This window comes from Mycobacterium sp. (genome assembly GCF_047975165.1).
In the GTDB taxonomy this organism is placed as follows: Bacteria; Actinomycetota; Actinomycetes; order Mycobacteriales; family Mycobacteriaceae; genus Mycobacterium.
In genome coordinates this window covers 59,527-74,898 of record NZ_JBKECZ010000118.1, presented here as the reverse complement: position 1 = coordinate 74,898, position 15,372 = coordinate 59,527, and the positions used below count along the sequence as shown (strand labels likewise).

Annotated in this window: 12 protein-coding genes and 1 tRNA gene; 6 read left to right on the top strand and 7 right to left on the bottom strand. The window is 67.8% G+C overall.

Annotated elements, in window-relative coordinates:
- Nucleotides 1–960: zinc-dependent metalloprotease (locus ACK5M9_RS12265; protein ID WP_416893444.1), on the bottom strand; the 960-nt coding region annotated here is incomplete at its 3' end.
- Complete coding sequence (gene dacB / locus ACK5M9_RS12260; RefSeq protein WP_416893437.1) at nt 957–2,345, bottom strand: D-alanyl-D-alanine carboxypeptidase/D-alanyl-D-alanine-endopeptidase; 1,389 nt, start codon at nt 2,343–2,345, stop codon at nt 957–959. The genes dacB and ACK5M9_RS12265, both read right to left, overlap by 4 nt.
- Before the next feature lie 93 nt (nt 2,346–2,438).
- Between dacB and ACK5M9_RS12255 the strand changes: the two genes are divergently transcribed.
- The 4 genes from ACK5M9_RS12255 to ACK5M9_RS12240 all read left to right on the top strand — a co-directional run bounded on the left by ACK5M9_RS12255 (nt 2,439) and on the right by ACK5M9_RS12240 (nt 5,431).
- Complete coding sequence (locus tag ACK5M9_RS12255) at nt 2,439–2,927, top strand: inorganic diphosphatase (protein WP_416893436.1); 489 nt, start codon at nt 2,439–2,441, stop codon at nt 2,925–2,927.
- Between the two features lie 99 nt (nt 2,928–3,026).
- Nucleotides 3,027–4,301, top strand: coding sequence for a hypothetical protein (locus ACK5M9_RS12250; protein WP_416893435.1), 1,275 nt, complete (start codon nt 3,027–3,029; stop codon nt 4,299–4,301).
- Nucleotides 4,302–4,325: 24 nt separating this feature from the next.
- A complete protein-coding gene (locus ACK5M9_RS12245) occupies nt 4,326–5,027 on the top strand; it encodes a glycosyltransferase family 2 protein (protein WP_416893434.1) in 702 nt (233 codons plus the stop codon).
- Nucleotides 5,028–5,089: 62 nt separating this feature from the next.
- On the top strand, nt 5,090–5,431 hold the full coding sequence (locus tag ACK5M9_RS12240; protein ID WP_416893433.1) for a DUF2304 domain-containing protein: 342 nt from the start codon (nt 5,090–5,092) through the stop codon (nt 5,429–5,431).
- A gap of 175 nt (nt 5,432–5,606) precedes the next feature.
- Here ACK5M9_RS12240 and ACK5M9_RS12235 read toward each other — a convergent pair whose 3' ends face one another.
- A complete protein-coding gene (locus ACK5M9_RS12235) occupies nt 5,607–6,554 on the bottom strand; it encodes a GDP-mannose 4,6-dehydratase (protein WP_416893432.1) in 948 nt (315 codons plus the stop codon).
- On the opposite strand from ACK5M9_RS12235, the gene ACK5M9_RS12230 reads away from it, so the two are divergent.
- Complete coding sequence (locus ACK5M9_RS12230) at nt 6,520–8,346, top strand: hypothetical protein (RefSeq protein WP_416893431.1); 1,827 nt, start codon at nt 6,520–6,522, stop codon at nt 8,344–8,346. The two genes, ACK5M9_RS12235 and ACK5M9_RS12230, sit on opposite strands and share 35 nt — an antisense overlap.
- A gap of 23 nt (nt 8,347–8,369) precedes the next feature.
- On the opposite strand, the gene ACK5M9_RS12225 is transcribed toward ACK5M9_RS12230, so the two are convergent.
- The 3 genes from ACK5M9_RS12225 to ACK5M9_RS12215 all read right to left on the bottom strand — a co-directional run bounded on the left by ACK5M9_RS12225 (nt 8,370) and on the right by ACK5M9_RS12215 (nt 10,623).
- Entirely contained in the window at nt 8,370–9,200 is an 831-nt protein-coding gene (locus ACK5M9_RS12225; RefSeq protein ID WP_416893430.1) for a class I SAM-dependent methyltransferase, read from the bottom strand.
- A gap of 79 nt (nt 9,201–9,279) precedes the next feature.
- A tRNA-Thr gene (locus ACK5M9_RS12220) sits at nt 9,280–9,355 on the bottom strand.
- Between the two features lie 62 nt (nt 9,356–9,417).
- Nucleotides 9,418–10,623 carry a DNA polymerase III subunit delta' gene (locus ACK5M9_RS12215; RefSeq protein WP_416893429.1) on the bottom strand — a complete coding sequence of 402 codons (1,206 nt, stop codon included), beginning with the start codon at nt 10,621–10,623 and terminating at the stop codon, nt 9,418–9,420.
- A gap of 155 nt (nt 10,624–10,778) precedes the next feature.
- Here ACK5M9_RS12215 and ACK5M9_RS12210 point away from each other — a divergent pair, with 155 nt between their 5' ends.
- Complete coding sequence (locus ACK5M9_RS12210) at nt 10,779–12,389, top strand: adenylate/guanylate cyclase domain-containing protein (protein WP_416893428.1); 1,611 nt, start codon at nt 10,779–10,781, stop codon at nt 12,387–12,389.
- Nucleotides 12,390–12,409: 20 nt separating this feature from the next.
- Here the strand turns inward: ACK5M9_RS12210 and topA are convergent, their stop codons facing one another.
- Nucleotides 12,410–15,241 (bottom strand): type I DNA topoisomerase, encoded by a 2,832-nt coding sequence (gene topA, locus ACK5M9_RS12205; RefSeq protein WP_416893427.1) that lies wholly within the window; start codon nt 15,239–15,241, stop codon nt 12,410–12,412.
- Between the last annotated feature and the right edge of the window lie 131 nt (nt 15,242–15,372).

Genomic DNA, 15,372 nt, shown 5'->3' with positions numbered 1-15,372 from the left:
GTCGACCCGGTCGACAACGAGGTCGACGAACGCCTTGCCGCGGGTGTACTGGCTCAGTTTGGCGTCCAGACCCAGCAACGCCCGCAACAGCCGTTGCAGCGGCGGCTGCTTTCGCTGGCGACGTTCGTCGAATCGGCGCCGGATGGCGGCGACCGACGGCACCACTGCCGGGCCCACCGCATCCATGACATGTTCGGCATGGCCTTCCAGCAACGTACCCAGGACCAGCAGCCGATCCAGGGCCGTGCGCTGCGGCTCGGATTGCACGGCACGCACCAGTCCCAGAATCCCGGTGGCACCGGAATCATCGGAGGGTTCCCCGCGGGTTCGAACGAACGCGGCCAACCGGCTTACCACCTCGCCGATCTCTTCAGCAGGCTCCTGGGTGAGCAGGCCCAGCGAATCCGACATGAACCCCGCGATCCACGGGTTGGCGGTGAACTGCACCCGGTGGGTGACCTCGTGCAGGCACACCCACAACCGGAAATCGGACGGGTCGACCTTCAGCTGGCGTTCGACCGAAATGACGTTCGGATACACCAGCAGCAGGCTGCCCGCCCGGTCATCGCCGAGGTCGGCGAACGGGTCGTACTGCCCGAGAATGCCCGACGACACGAAAGCCAGTACGGCACCGGTCTGCGCGCCGGTCAACCGGCCGGTGAGGTAGCCGCGGGGCTCCTCGGCGCCGTTCATCATCGCGCGCATCGACGACGTCGCCGCCCGGACCCACTCGCGGCGATCGACCACGCGAGCCGGCGGCACCGCACCCTCGGCGATCAGGCCGGTGACGTCGCGCACCGGCGGTTCGGCCCGCTGAGATGCGCGCATCAGCTCGTCGACGACCTGCCGCCTGGTGTAGTCGGAGGTGACCGGCCCTGCGGGGGCAAGTCTCTCCCCCACCCTGGCCGCGAATCGCCAGTCGACGGCGCTGCCCAGCGTCGGCTTCGATGCCGCGGTCACCTCACGCACCCGCAGAACCACAGCTTGGTGGCCAGAGCGTCGAGAGCCGTGCGTCCTCTGATTCCCGCGTCGTTGGAGATGAATGCGAAGGTGAGCACCCTGCCACCGGCGTCGGTGAGAACCCCGGTCAGCGCATTGACCGCCGTCAGCGATCCGGTCTTCGCACGCAACAGGCCCGCCGGCCCCGACTTGCTGGACCCGTCGAGGAAGCGGTCGCCGAGAGTCCCGCTGCCACCGGCAATGGGGAGAAGATCGAGCAGCGGCCGCAGCGCGGGCTGGTCCGGTCCAGCCGCGGCATTCAGCACTGCGTCGAGGATGCGGGCCGTCAGCCGGTCGTCCTCGGACAGCCCGCTGGAGTCCATCAGCGTCGCACCGGCGGTGGAGATGTGCACGGAATTCAATTGGTTGCGCACCGCGTCGGCGGCACCGGTGAAACTCCGCGGCCGGTTGATCGCGGCCGCAACCTCCCGCGCGATGCACTCGGCCATCACATTGTCGGAGGCATTCATCATCTCGGAGAGCCGTTGGATCAGCGGGGCCGACTGCACCACGGCCAGTTGCCGGGCGCCGGGCGGCGCCGAACCGATGGAGACCACCGCCGGGTCGAGATCAAGTGCCTTGGCCAGTGCCCGTCCGGCATCCATCGCCGGGGTGGGCGAGCGCCTCGATTCGACCGTGGTGGGCTGGATCCGGCCGGCATCGATCATCGCCGCCTCGATGGGGGCGATGTCGCCTCCGGCGATGTCGGCGGGGTCCCAGCCCGGGGCGAACGTCGGGCCGGTGAACGCCGAAATGTCCACCTGCACAGCCGTCGGGGTCACACCACTTCGGCGTACCTGCTCCACCAGGTCACTTATCCGGGCAGCCCCGCGATACCAGGTCTCCACGCCGGGTGGCGCGGCGGACAGCGTCGGATCCCCGGCACCAACCAACACCACCGGGGCCGACGCACCCTGACGGCCGGCGACCACCTTGGTGCTGATCCGTGCCTGACGATCCAGCGTGAGCAGTGCCGCCGAAGCCGTCAGGACCTTGTTCGTCGACGCCGGAACCATGGGTACGTTGTCGAACCGGGCCCAGAGTTCCTTGCCGGTGAGGGCATCGGTGACGCGCGCCCCCAGCTTGCCCAGATTCGGATCGGCCGCTGCTGCCGCCAGCGCTGCCGCCACACCTGCGGGATCGGGCACCGCCGAGTTGTCGACCACGGGTCGCACGGCCGCATTCACCGTCGGGGGCCCGGGAGCGGGAATCGACGAATACCCGCCGCCGGTGCTGTGACCGCCCGTTTTGACCAGGACTACGACTGCCGCCGCCGCCACGGCGAACGCAAGCACCCTCGATCCCGCCATAACACGGGTGGTCCGGCGCGGGCGCGTGGTCCTCATGAAACTCCTGTCCTGCCGGTGCCATTCTGCCCAACCATTGACGAGGCACTGCCGGCGCACCTACGCGAGAGGAATCTCGGCTAGGGTGAGACCGTGCAATTCGACGTGACGATCGAAATCCCCAAGGGTCAGCGGAACAAGTACGAGGTCGATCACGTAACCGGTCGGGTTCGGCTGGACCGCTACCTCTACACCCCGATGGCGTACCCGGCCGACTACGGCTTCATCGAGGACACCCTGGGTGAGGACGGCGATCCGCTGGACGCGCTCGTGCTGCTGCCGCAACCGCTGTATCCCGGAGTGCTCGTCGAGGCGCGGCCGGTGGGCATGTTCCAGATGGTCGACGAGGCCGGCGGCGACTGCAAAGTGCTGTGTGTCCCGGCCGGCGACAACCGCTGGGATCACATCCAGGACATCGGCGACGTCCCCGAATACGAGCTGGACGCCATCAAGCACTTCTTCGTGCACTACAAAGACCTGGAGCCGGGCAAATACGTCAAAGCCGCAGACTGGGTCGGCCGCGCCGAAGCCGAAGCCGAAGTGCAACGTTCGGTGGAGCGGTTCAAGACCAGCGGCCACTGACGCCCGGAACGGCCACCCCCGCCGTCCCTGCCGCGCAGATGCCCGGGAGTTTCGATCCGCGGTAACGCATCCGAGCAGCCGACCGCTAGTGTCGCCACGGTGACGGACGGCGCGCGCATCCCCGGACCGGCGGATGGGCCGATAGCGCGCGGGAGCGTGGCGCGGGTCGGCGTCGCAACCGTCGCGGCCGCGCTCTGCGGGTACGCGGTGATCTATCTGGCCGCCCGCGGCCTGGCTCCCGGCGGCTTCGCGATCTTCGGGGTGTTCTGGGGCGCATTCGGGCTGGTTGCCGGCGCCGCACTGGGACTACTGCAGGAAACGACGCGAGAGATCCGCCAGGCCCAGGACTCCGCGCCCCAGGCGCCGGCCCTCGATGGTTCCCGAATACACCCGATGCGGGTAGCCGGCTACGTCGGCGTGGGCTCGGCGGCACTGCTAGCGGGCAGTTCCCCGTTGTGGAGCGCGCGGGTGTTCGTCGAATCCGGCTGGTTGTCGGTGGCGCTGCTCAGCATCGGCCTGGCCGGGTTCTGCGTGCACTTCGCCCTGATGGGGATGCTCGCCGGCAGCAACCGGTGGGGCCAGTACGGGGCGCTGATGGTGACCGACTCCGCGTTCCGGGCGGTCGTGGCCGCGGCGACGTTTGCGCTCGGCTGGGGACTGACCGGTTTCCTCTGGGCGACCGTCGCGGGCTCGGTGTCCTGGCTGATACTGCTGGCCGCCTCGCCTTCCGCGCGTGCGGCAGCGCGGCTGTCGGCGCCCGGCACCGCCGGTGACTTCCTGCGCGGCGCCGGCCACTCGGTCGCCGCGGCGGGCGCCAGCGCGATCCTGATGATGGGGTTCCCGGTGCTGCTGAAACTGACGTCTGCGGAGCTGGGTGCCGAAGGCGGCGTGGTCATCCTGGCGGTGACGCTGACCCGCGCGCCGCTGCTGTTCCCGCTGATGGCCATGCAGGGCAACCTGATTGCGCATTTCGTCGACGAACGCAGTCATCGTCTGCGAGCACTGATCTCACCGGCGCTGCTCGTCGCGGGGATCGGCGGTGCCGGTGTAATGCTGGCCGGCCTGGCGGGTCCGTGGCTGCTGCGAGTTGCATTCGGACCGGACTATCAGGCCAGCGGCGCATTGCTGGCCTGGCTGACGGCCGCGGCGGTATCGATAACACTGCTTACACTGACCGGCGTAGCCGCCGTGGCCGCCGCCCTGCACCGGGCCTATTCGCTGGGGTGGGTCTGCGCGACAGCGGTGTCGGGGCTGTTGCTGCTGTTGCCGACCGGACTGGAAACCCGCACGATCATCAGTCTGATGTGCGGCCCACTGGTGGGGATCGGCGTCCATCTGTTTGCCCTGGGGCGTGCCGGACACGATCCCGCCTGAGCGCGTGTACTTTTGAGCCCGTATATGGGCACAGACATGCACTACCCCGACGTCTGGATCGTCGTTCCCGCCTTCAACGAAGCCACCGTGATCGGCGAAGTCGTCGCGGAGTTGCGCGCGGTCTTCGACCACGTCGTCTGCGTGGACGACGGCAGCGCCGACGATACCGGGGAGATCGCCCGCCGAGCCGGGGCGTATCTGGTGCGCCATCCGATCAATCTGGGACAGGGTGCGGCCATCCAGACCGGCATCGAATATGCGCGCAAGCAACCCGGTGCCGCCGTGTTCGCCACTTTCGACGCCGACGGCCAGCACCGGGTCGATGACGTCACCACAATGATCGACCGGCTCAACCGCGGCGACGTGGACGTCGTGATCGGCACCCGGTTCGGCGACTCGGTGACCAACCGGCCGCCGCTGCTGAAGCGGATCGTGCTGCAGACCGCGGCGCGGCTGAGCCGACGGGGCCGGCGCCTGGGCCTCACCGACACCAACAACGGCCTGCGGGTGTTCAACAAGACCGTCGCCGACGGGATGAACATCACCATGAACGGCATGAGCCACGCCACCGAAATCGTGATGATGATCGCCGAAAACGGCTGGCGGGTAGCCGAAGAGCCTGTCGAGGTGCTCTACACCGACTATTCCAAGTCGAAGGGGCAGCCATTGCTCAACGGCGTCAACATCGTCTTCGACGGGTTTCTGCGCTCCAGGTTGCGTCGATGATCGGCGGCAGCGAAGCGGGACCGGTCGGTGCAACGGGATCCGTCGATGCAAGGAGTTAGCGGGTGAACTGGATTCAGGTGCTGTTGATCGCATGCATCGTCGCACTCCTGGTTTTCCTGCTGCGGTCACGCCGCAGCGCCGGCGCTCGGGCTTGGGTCAAGGTGGGCTACGTCCTATTCGTGTTGGCGGGTGTCTACGCGGTGTTGCGGCCGGACGACACGACGGTGTTGGCACAGTGGTTCGGCGTGCGCCGGGGCACCGACCTGATGCTCTACGGGCTCATCATGGCGTTCAGCTTCACCACGCTGAGCACATACCTACGCTTCAAAGACCTGGAGTTGCGGTACGCGCGGCTGGCCAGGGCCGTCGCATTGGAGAGCGCACAGGAGCCGCAGCCGCGCTAGCGGACGCATCCTGGGGCCACCCGCGCGCCCAGACCCGCCCCCTTTCGCCGGGCCGGCCCCTGGCGGATCTCTCCCGCCACGGCCCCCCGCTGCCCGGGCGGCCAGCGGCAAGCGGAGGGCCAGCGGCGGGCGGAGAGTGGCCGGGCGGCCGGCTGCGGGCCGGCCGGCGGCCCCGCTACCCGCTGGTGTGCCTACCGCGGAAATACTCCACGGTGCGCCGCACGCCCTCTTCCAGCTCGACTTGCGGCCGCCAGCCCAACACCTCCGCGGCCAAACCGATGTCGAGGCAGGAGCGCTTCAGGTCACCCAGTCGCGGCGGATGGTATTCCGGGTCATCGGGGCCTCCGACAGCCGCGGCCACCACCGAATGCAGTTGACGGTCCGACGTTTCGGTCCCGGTCCCGACGTTGAAGCGTTGCCCCCCGCCGGCGTCAGCGGATGCCCTGACGAAGGCGTCGACGACGGCGTCGACGAACACATAGTCGCGGGTGTTGGAGCCGTCGCCGAACACCTTGGTGGCCCGGCCCTCGAGCAGCGCCTGGGCGAAGATCGCCACCACCCCGGCCTCCCCGTGCGGATCCTGGCGCGGACCGTAGACGTTGGCTGGCGCGATGTGCGAGCAGTCCAGGTCGTAGAGGTGCCGGAAGGTGTTCAGGTAGATTTCGCCGGCCACCTTGCCCGCTGCGTAGGGCGACGCCGGATCGGTGGGCGCCGTCTCCGGTGTCGGATACCGCTCCGGGACCCCGTAGATGGACCCGCCCGACGAGGTGTGCACCACCTTGCGGACCTGCGCCTGCCGTGCGGCCTCCGCCAAGCGAACGGTCCCGATCACGTTGACCGATGCGTCGTACCGCGGGTTGGCCACCGAGAGCCGCACGTCGATCTGGGCGGCCAGGTGAAACACCACCTCGGGACGGTGTTCCTCGAGGATGCCGTCGAGGTCGGCGGTCACGATGTCGGCCTCTACGAAGGTGTACTCGGGGTTGCCGGCGAGGTGCTCGATGTTGGTGGCGCGGCCGGTCGCGAAGTTGTCCAGGCCGACCACCGCGTGACCGTAGGCCAGCAGACGGTCGACTAGCGTCGATCCGATGAAGCCGGCTGCTCCGGTGACCAGTGCGCGCACCGGCCCACCATACCGAGTGCGGCAGGCCGTAATCCTCACCGCCGCGGCGCTGATCGCACTGCAACTGGTGATTCGCGGGACGCTCGCATTCGGTGGTTATTTCTACTGGGACGACCTGATCCTCGTCGGCCGGGCCGGCACCCAGAACCTGCTGTCGCCGTCGTATCTGTTCGATGACCACGACGGCCACGTGATGCCCGGGGCCTTCCTGCTCGCCGGCGTCATCACCCGACTGGTGCCACTGGTCTGGGCCGGACCGGCGATGAGCCTGATCGCGCTGCAGGCGCTGGCATCGCTGTCACTGCTGCGGACGCTGCACGTGATCCTGGGCTGGCGTCCGGTGCTGTTGGTTCCGTTGACGTTCGCACTCTTCACCCCGTTGGGGGTGCCCGGGTTCGCGTGGTGGTCCGCAGCCCTGAATTCGCTGCCGATGCTGGCCGCGCTGGCCTGGGTGTGCGGCGATGCGCTGCTATTGGTGCGCACCAGCCGGCAGCGCTACGCGGTCACCGGGACGCTCGTCTATCTGGGCGGGCTGTTGTTCTTCGAAAAGGCGGCGGTGATCCCCTTCGTGGCGTTCGCGGTGGTGGTGTTGGCGCGCCACGTGCATGGACAACCGGGCCCGGTCCGCACCGCATGGCGCGACGGCGTCCGGTTGTGGGTGCCGTCCCTGGCCCTGACCACCGGGTGGGTGGTGCTGTACCTGGCCGTGGTGAATCAGCGGCGGTGGAGTTCGGACCTGGCGATGACGCGGGCACTGCTGTCGCGTTCGATCACCCACGGCATCGTCCCCGGCCTGGCCGGTGGCCCCTGGCAGTGGGCACGATGGGCACCGGCCTCCCCGTGGGCGACTCCCGGACCGCTGGTCATCGGGCTTGGGTGGCTGGTTCTTGCTGGGGCACTTGTTATTTCACTGATCCGCAAGGGGCGCATCGGGCCGGTCTGGCTGACGGCCGCGGGCTACGCCGTCGCATGTCAGGTTCCGATATATCTGATGCGTTCGTCGCGGTTCACCGCGCTCGAACTGGCCCAGACGCTGAGGTACTTTCCCGATCTCGTGGTGGTGCTCGCGTTGCTGGCGGCGATCGCGTTCACCGCACCCAACCGGGTGTCCTCGGCCTGGCTTGATGCGTCATGGCCACGTGCGGCAGCGGCATGCTCGGTGGCGCTGCTGTTCCTGGCGAGCAGCCTGTGCTCGACGGTCACGTTTCTCACCTCGTGGCGCGACAACCCCGCACAGCCATACTTGATCAACGCGCGCGCCGCACTGGCGGCGGTAGACCCGACCGATCCGCTGCTGGATCAGGAGGTCGATCCGTTGGTACTGCAACGGGTCGCATGGCCGGAGAACCTGGCCAGCCACATGTTCGCCCTACTGGCCGACCGGCCACCGTTTGCTGCGGCGACAACCCGGCTGCGGATGCTCGACCAGCGGGGCAAACTCGTCGACGCCAGGGTCACCTGGGTACGGACCATCAAACCCGGGCCCGTCGCACACTGCGGCTATTTCGCCCAGCCTGATCAGCCGGCCCGCATGATCCTCGACGGGCCGCTGCTGCCGTCGGATTGGACCGTCGAGCTCAACTATCTGGCAAACATCGACGGATCCATGTCACTCGCGCTGCCCGACGGTCCGGCGGTGCGGGTCCCCGTGCGTCCGGGCCTCAACCGCGTCTATGTCCGGCTGCCGGGCGCCGGGGACGCGATCACCGTACGTGCCATCACCGCCTCGCTGGCACTGTGCCTGGCGTCCGGGCCGGTGGGGTTCCTGGCGCCGATCTACCCGGGTTCGTAGCCAGTGCCCGTGGCCGACGGCACTCAATCCTTGACGAACACCGCGAGACAGCTGCTGCCAAATGGGATCGTGCCTCCCGCCTCAATACGGCGCGCCTCCCGGTCTACCAGCCGATTCACCACCCGTGCGGCAAAGCCCTCGCGCACATGGTCGGCTGTCTGTTCCTCCATGTCTTCAGCGCGTCGCAACCGCAACCAACTGGGCACCGTGCGGAGCAGAAAGATCGAGGGGGGCAGCGGAGTAAACAAGTAGGTGGTGAATTGCGCCCTGAACCCCTGGTTGGCGGCTGCGCGTTTCAGGCTGCGCAGCGTGTAGCGGCGAAAATGACCCAGTGCGACATCGTCCGCCGAGTTCAGGAAGTTGTACGCCGGCACGGTGAGAAACAGGTGGCCGCCCGGCCGCAGCAGTGTATGAATTCGCCGCAAAGCACCCGCCTCATCCTCGATATGCTCGAGCACATCGAACATCCCGGCCGAGCCGACACTACCTTCGGCTATCCCAACATCTTCCAACCGCGCACAGATCACCGGGTCGACACCGCGTGCCCGCGCCGCCACGGCCCCCTCGATTCCCGGCTCCACCAGCGCGCAGGAGATTCCAGCCTCCATCAAGCCTTTCGAAACGTAACCGTTGCCCCCCCCGATATCGATCAGTACGTCGTCGGGGGCGAAGCGGCGCACGACGCTCGAAATGCAACGGTTGCGGTGCCGGAACCAAAACGAACGATCTTCTACTTGCAGGCGGGCCGAATGGCCATGCTCCGGCCAAGACACAGGCGCGCTTTGTTTCGCGAACCAGATGCCGTCCTCGCGCCGGTCCAAGCCCGAGACCAGCATCGAAATATCGAAGGCCATCTATTCCATTACCTCCATTCGGCTCGGATGAGCCGCCGATCCGGCAGGCAACCGACCGCCTCCCTCCCGGCCGGCGAGATGGAGCCGCCTAGGAGAATCGAACTCCTGACCTATTCATTACGAGTGAATCGCTCTACCGACTGAGCTAAGGCGGCCTGCCCTGCACGGGGCGGCACGAGTCTACGGCAGACGCGCCACCCCACCCAAGTCGGCGGCGCTACCGAAGTTCCTGGCCGACAGCAGCCACCATGGCATCGACGGCGAACTTGGGTTTGACATTGAATGCGAGTGCCTCGCGGCATTGCAGCACCGCCTCGACGCACCTCAGCAGCCGTTCCGGGCCGGCGTGCGCGGCGAGCGCAGCCACCTGTTCGGCCATGTCGGGATGGTTGGCCCGCACTCCGCCGGCACCCGCCGAGACCACCAGGGCGTCGCGGAAATAGGTCGCGAGGTCGATCAGCGTCCGGTCCAATGCGTCCCGAGAGGCACGGGTATGACGGGATTTCTGCCGCCGCTCCAGCTCCTTGATGGCACCGGCCGAACCCCGCAGGGCTCCGGCTGCCCCTTTGCCCGTACCACCGGCACCGAGCGCGGTGCGCAGCTCCTCGGTCTCGACATCGGCGCGCTCGGAGGTCAACGCCACCGCCTCGGCTTCGGCCGCGGCGACCAGCGCCTCGCCCGCGGCAATGGCGCGGGAAGGCCGTACGGCGTCGCGGACCAGCTCAAGCGCCTGCTCGCGCCGCTGCCGGGCTTCCGCATCCGTGGCCAGCCGGCGTGCTCTGCCGACGTGGCCGCCGCTGACCGACGCCGCCCACCGCGCGGTATCGGGGTCCAGGCCGTCGCCGTCGACCAGAACCCGCGTGATGGCCTCGGCGGACGGAGTCGCCAGTGCTACGCAACGGCACCGGGACCGCAGTGTTATCGCGATGTCCTCGGGGTCCACCGAGGGGGCACACAACAGGAACACCGTCGACGGCGGTGGCTCCTCCACCACCTTCAGCAGAGCGTTGGCGGCACCTTCGGTGAGCCGGTCGGCGTCCTCGACAACCACGATCTGGTGATGGCCGGTGACTGGTTTCCGCGAGGCGATCTGCACGATGTCGCGCATTTCGCGCACTCCGATGGACAGGCCGTCGGGAACGACCCTGCGTACGTCGGCATGGGTACCGGCCATCGTGGTCGTGCACGCCCGGCACTTCCCGCACCCGGGCTCGTCCTCGGAGGTGCACTGCAATGCCGCGGCGAAGCACAGCGCGGCGATCGAACGCCCCGAACCCGGCGGGCCTGTGATCAGCCACGCATGTGTCATAGTCCCGGCGCTCTGCGGATTGTGAGCCGGTTCACCGCGGGCGGATCTGGCCGCCGCGAGCAGCTCGGCCTCCGCGGCTTGCTGGCCTACCAGCCGTGTGAACACCCCGGTCATCATCGGCAAGACTAACCAGCACCCCCGACCGATATCGATCGGCAGCGGTATTGCGACGATTCCGTGATCTTTCCCCGCCTGCGGCCCGCGTCGGGCCGCCCGGAGCGGGCCGCGCAAGGTTCCGGCGAGTCCCCACCGACCGATACGGTGGATCGGTGACTACCCCGGCGGCTCTGCGGCGACGAATGCGCGTATTCGCGCACTGGGTCGTGCGCACGCCGTGGCCGGTCTTCTACCTGAGCATGTTGCAGGCCGACATGATCGGCGGGCTGTTCGTGCTCGGTTTCATCCGCTACGGCCTACCGCCCAGCGAGCGAATCCAACTGCACGATCTACCCACTCGCAATGTGGTGATCTTCCTCTGCACGTTGCTGCTGCTGGTCTTGGGGAGCCTGACTTGGAACCTCAAGCTTCTGCTGCCGGTGTTCCGTTGGCAGCGCCGCGACAACCTGATGGTCGAAGCCGATCCAGCGACCACCGAATTGGCCCGCACCCGCGCGTTACGAATGCCGTTCTACCGGACACTGATCGACGCCGGCGCCTGGGCGGTGGGCAGCACCGTGTTCGTCGCGGCCAGCTGGTCGATGGGTCGGCACGCGATTCCGGTGCGGGTGGTTGCCGATGCGCTGGGTGCCGTCGCAGCCGCGATCATCGGCTACCTGCAAGCCGAACGGATCCTGCGACCGGTGGCGGTAGCCGCCCTACGCAGCGGTGTCCCCGAGAACATGCGCGCACCCGGAGTGATCCTGCGGCTGATGCTGACCTGGATTCTGTCCACCGGCGTGCCAGTACTGACGATCGTCCTGACCGTGCTCGCGGCCAAGTCGGCGCTGCTGCACACCTGGCCGGACGCCCTGTTCACTCCCATCATGTTGCTGGCGCTGGCGGCACTGGGTATCGGGGGTGTCAGCACTCTGCTGGTGTCGATGTCGATCGCCGACCCGGTGCGCCAGCTGCGCTGGGCACTCTCGGAGGTGCAGCACGGCAACTTCAACGCCCACATGCAGATCTACGACGCCAGCGAGCTCGGCCTGCTGCAGTCCGGATTCAACGACATGGTTCGGGACCTGTCCGAGCGCCAACGATTGCGCGACCTGTTCGGCCGATACGTGGGCGAGGACGTCGCACGACGGGCCCTGGAGCGCGGAGCCGAGCTCGGCGGGCAGGAACGCGACGTCGCGGTGCTCTTCATCGACCTGGTGGGTTCAACCCAGCTCGCCGCCACTCGGCCACCGGCCGAAGTGGTCCACCTGCTCAACGAGTTCTTCCGGGTCGTGGTGGATACGGTCGGCCGGCACGGCGGGTTCGTCAACAAGTTCCAGGGTGACGCTGCGCTGGCGATCTTCGGCGCACCGATCGAGCACCCGGACGGCCCCGGTGCCGCGCTGGCAGCAGCGCGGGCGCTGCATGACGAGCTGATCACGGTGCTCGGCTCGGCAGAATTCGGCATCGGGGTGTCTGCCGGCCGCGCCATCGCCGGCCACATCGGCGCACAGGCGCGATTCGAATACACCGTGATCGGAGACCCGGTCAACGAAGCAGCCCGGCTGACCGAGCTGGCCAAGTTGGACCAGGGCCGCGTGCTGGCCTCGGCGATCGCGGTCAGCGGTGCTGCGGACGCCGAAGCCCTGTGCTGGGAAGTGGGCGAGATCGTCGACTTGCGGGGGCGCACCGCGCCCACCCAGCTCGCCCGCCCGGTGGATCCAGGGGACAGCGCGGACGTGCCGTCCGAAGCCGAAGAGGCCGCCGGCCAGCTCGGTGGGTAGCCGATCCGGAGACGAACGCCCTAACCCCGCCTGGCCGTCTTCTTCGCCGGGGCCTTCTTCCTGGCCTTCGAGGCGGTCTTGCGCGCAGCCTTCTTCGCCGGGCGTTTCGCCGGGCCCCGAGCGCGGCGGTCTGCCAGGAGTTCGGCGGCACGCTCGTCGGTAAGCGTCAGCACCTCGTCGCCTTTGCGCAGGCTCGCGTTGGTCTCACCGTCGGTGACATAGGGGCCGAATCGGCCGTCCTTGATCACCATCGGCTTGCCCGACGCCGGGTCGGCACCCAGCTCACGCAGCGGTGGCGCTGAAGCACCCTGGCGCCCGGAGCGTTTGGGTTCGGAGTAGATCTTGAGGGCTTCGTCGAGGGTGATGGTGAACATCTGATCCTCGGTGGTCAGCGATCGGGAGTCGGTACCGCGCTTCAGGTACGGGCCGTACCGGCCATTCTGCGCGGTGATCTCGTCGCCGGAGGCGGGATCCACACCCACCACGCGGGGCAGCGAGAGCAGCTTCAGCGCGTCCTGGAGCGTGACCGTCTGCAAATCCATGCTGCGCAGCAGCGAACCGGTGCGGGGTTTGGGGCCGGCGGGCTTCTTGCCCTTCTTGACCGCGGCCGCGTCGCCACCGTCCGGCCCCTGCCCCGGATCCTGCGGCTTGGGCAGGATCTCGGTGACGTACGGCCCGTACCGACCGTCCTTGGCAACGAGTTCGTGGCCCGTTGCCGGGTCTACGCCCAGTGGACGCCCCTCCTGGGGTGTTGCGAAAAGCTCTTCCGCCACTTGCAGAGTCAGCTCGTCGGGGGTAAGCGAATCGTTGAGGTTGGCCCGCTGCGGCGTGGACTCGCCGTTGTCCGCGACCACCATACGTTCCAGGTACGGCCCGTTCCTCCCGACCCGGACGTAGACGGGACGGCCCTGGGCATCATCGAACACTCGGATGGAGTTGACTTCTCGAGCGTCGATGCCCTCCAGATTGACGCCCACAAGATTCTTCAGGCCTCCCGAGCGCGCCACCGAATCCGGCACACCGTGCTCACCGCCGAAGTAGAAGTTGTTGAGCCAGTTGGTGCGCTTTTCGTTCCCCGAGGCGATGGAATCGAGCTCGTCTTCCATCGCCGCGGTGAAGCCGTAGTCGACCAGGCGACCGAAATGCCGTTCCAACAGCCCGATTACCGCGAATGCGACCCAGGACGGCACCAGGGCGCTGCCCCTCTTATACACATAGCCGCGGTCCTGGATCGTCTTGATGATCGACGAGTAGGTGGACGGCCGGCCGATACCCAGCTCTTCGAGCGCCTTGACCAGGGATGCCTCGGTGTAGCGGGCGGGGGGATTGGTGGAGTGGTCGTCGGGTGTCAGTTCGACCGCGTCAAGTCGCTGGCCCGGGGTCAGCTGCGGCAACCGCCGCTCGGCGTCGTCCGCCTCGCCTCCGGCCAGCTCGTCGACGGTCTCCACGTAGGCCTTCAGGAAGCCCGGGAAAGTCAAGGTGCGACCCGAGGCAGAGAAGACCACCCGCTGCTCGGCCGCCATGCCCTCGATGCGCAGACTCAGGGTGGTGCCGCGAGCGTCAGCCATCTGTGAGGCAACCGTGCGCTGCCAGATCAGTTCGTACAGCCGGAATTCATCGCCTTCCAGTTCGCCGCGCACCGCATCCGGGGTGGCGAAAGTCTCGCCCGCGGGGCGGATGGCCTCGTGGGCCTCTTGGGCGTTCTTGACCTTGCGGGTGTACTGGCGCGGCGACGGCGAGACGTACTCCTCGCCGTAGAGCTGGCGCGCCTGGTTGCGCGCGGCGACGATCGCGGACTCCGACAGCGTCGTGGAGTCTGTTCGCATATACGTGATGTAGCCGTTCTCGTAGAGACGCTGCGCGATACTCATCGTCCGCTCGGAGGAGAACCGCAACTTGCGGCCCGCCTCCTGCTGCAGCGTCGAGGTCATGAACGGGGGGTAGGGACGCCGGGTGTAGGGCTTCTCCTCGGCCGAGGCAACCGTCAGCTGGGCGTCCTGCAGGCCAGCTGCCAGGGCGGTTGCCCGGGTCTCGTCGAGTACTACGACTTCGTCGGCTTTGCGCAGGGCCCCGAGGGAATCGAAGTCGCGGCCGGTGGCCACCCGCAGCCCGTCGACGTTTGTCAGGCGGGCGGCAAAAGTGGGCGGCCGCGCCTTCGGGTCGGACACGCTGGCATCCAACTTCGCCAGGATGTCCCAGTAGGTGGCGCTACGGAACGCCATGCGGTCGCGTTCACGCTGCACGATGATGCGGGTGGCCACCGACTGCACCCGGCCCGCCGACAACTTGGGTGCAACCTTCTTCCACAGCACCGGGCTGACCTCGTAGCCGTACAGCCGGTCGAGGATGCGGCGGGTTTCCTGCGCGTCGACCAGGTCGATGTCCAGGTCGCGAGGATTTTCGGCGGCTTCGATGATGGCCGGTTCGGTGATCTCGTGGAAGACCATCCGCTTGACCGGAACGCGCGGTTTCAGCGTCTCCATCAGATGCCAGGCGATCGCCTCGCCCTCACGGTCGCCATCAGTGGCCAGATACAGTTCGTCGACGTCCTTGAGCAGGCCTCTCAGCTCGGTGACCGTGCTCTTCTTCTCCGGACTGATGATGTACAGCGGTTCGAAGTCGTGATCGACGTTGACGCCCAGGCGCGCCCACGGTTCCGACTTGTACTTCGCCGGAACGTCGGCGGCGGACCGAGGCAGGTCGCGGATGTGACCCCGCGAGGACTCGACGACATACCCCGACCCCAGATATCCCGCGAGTTTGCGCGCCTTGGTGGGCGACTCGACGATCACCAATCGCCGGGTACCCCCGGCCCTGCCGCTGCTCGCCCTTGTCGGGCCACCGTCAGCCACGTGCGCTTACGCTCCATCTCCGTCTTCGGCTCCCTCGCGAAGCCGCCCTCGCAGGGAAGAATGCCGGTTCGGCGCATCGATCACCCGGTGAATCCCGGTTTACCGGTACTGCGCCGCCAGACTTCGCCCCC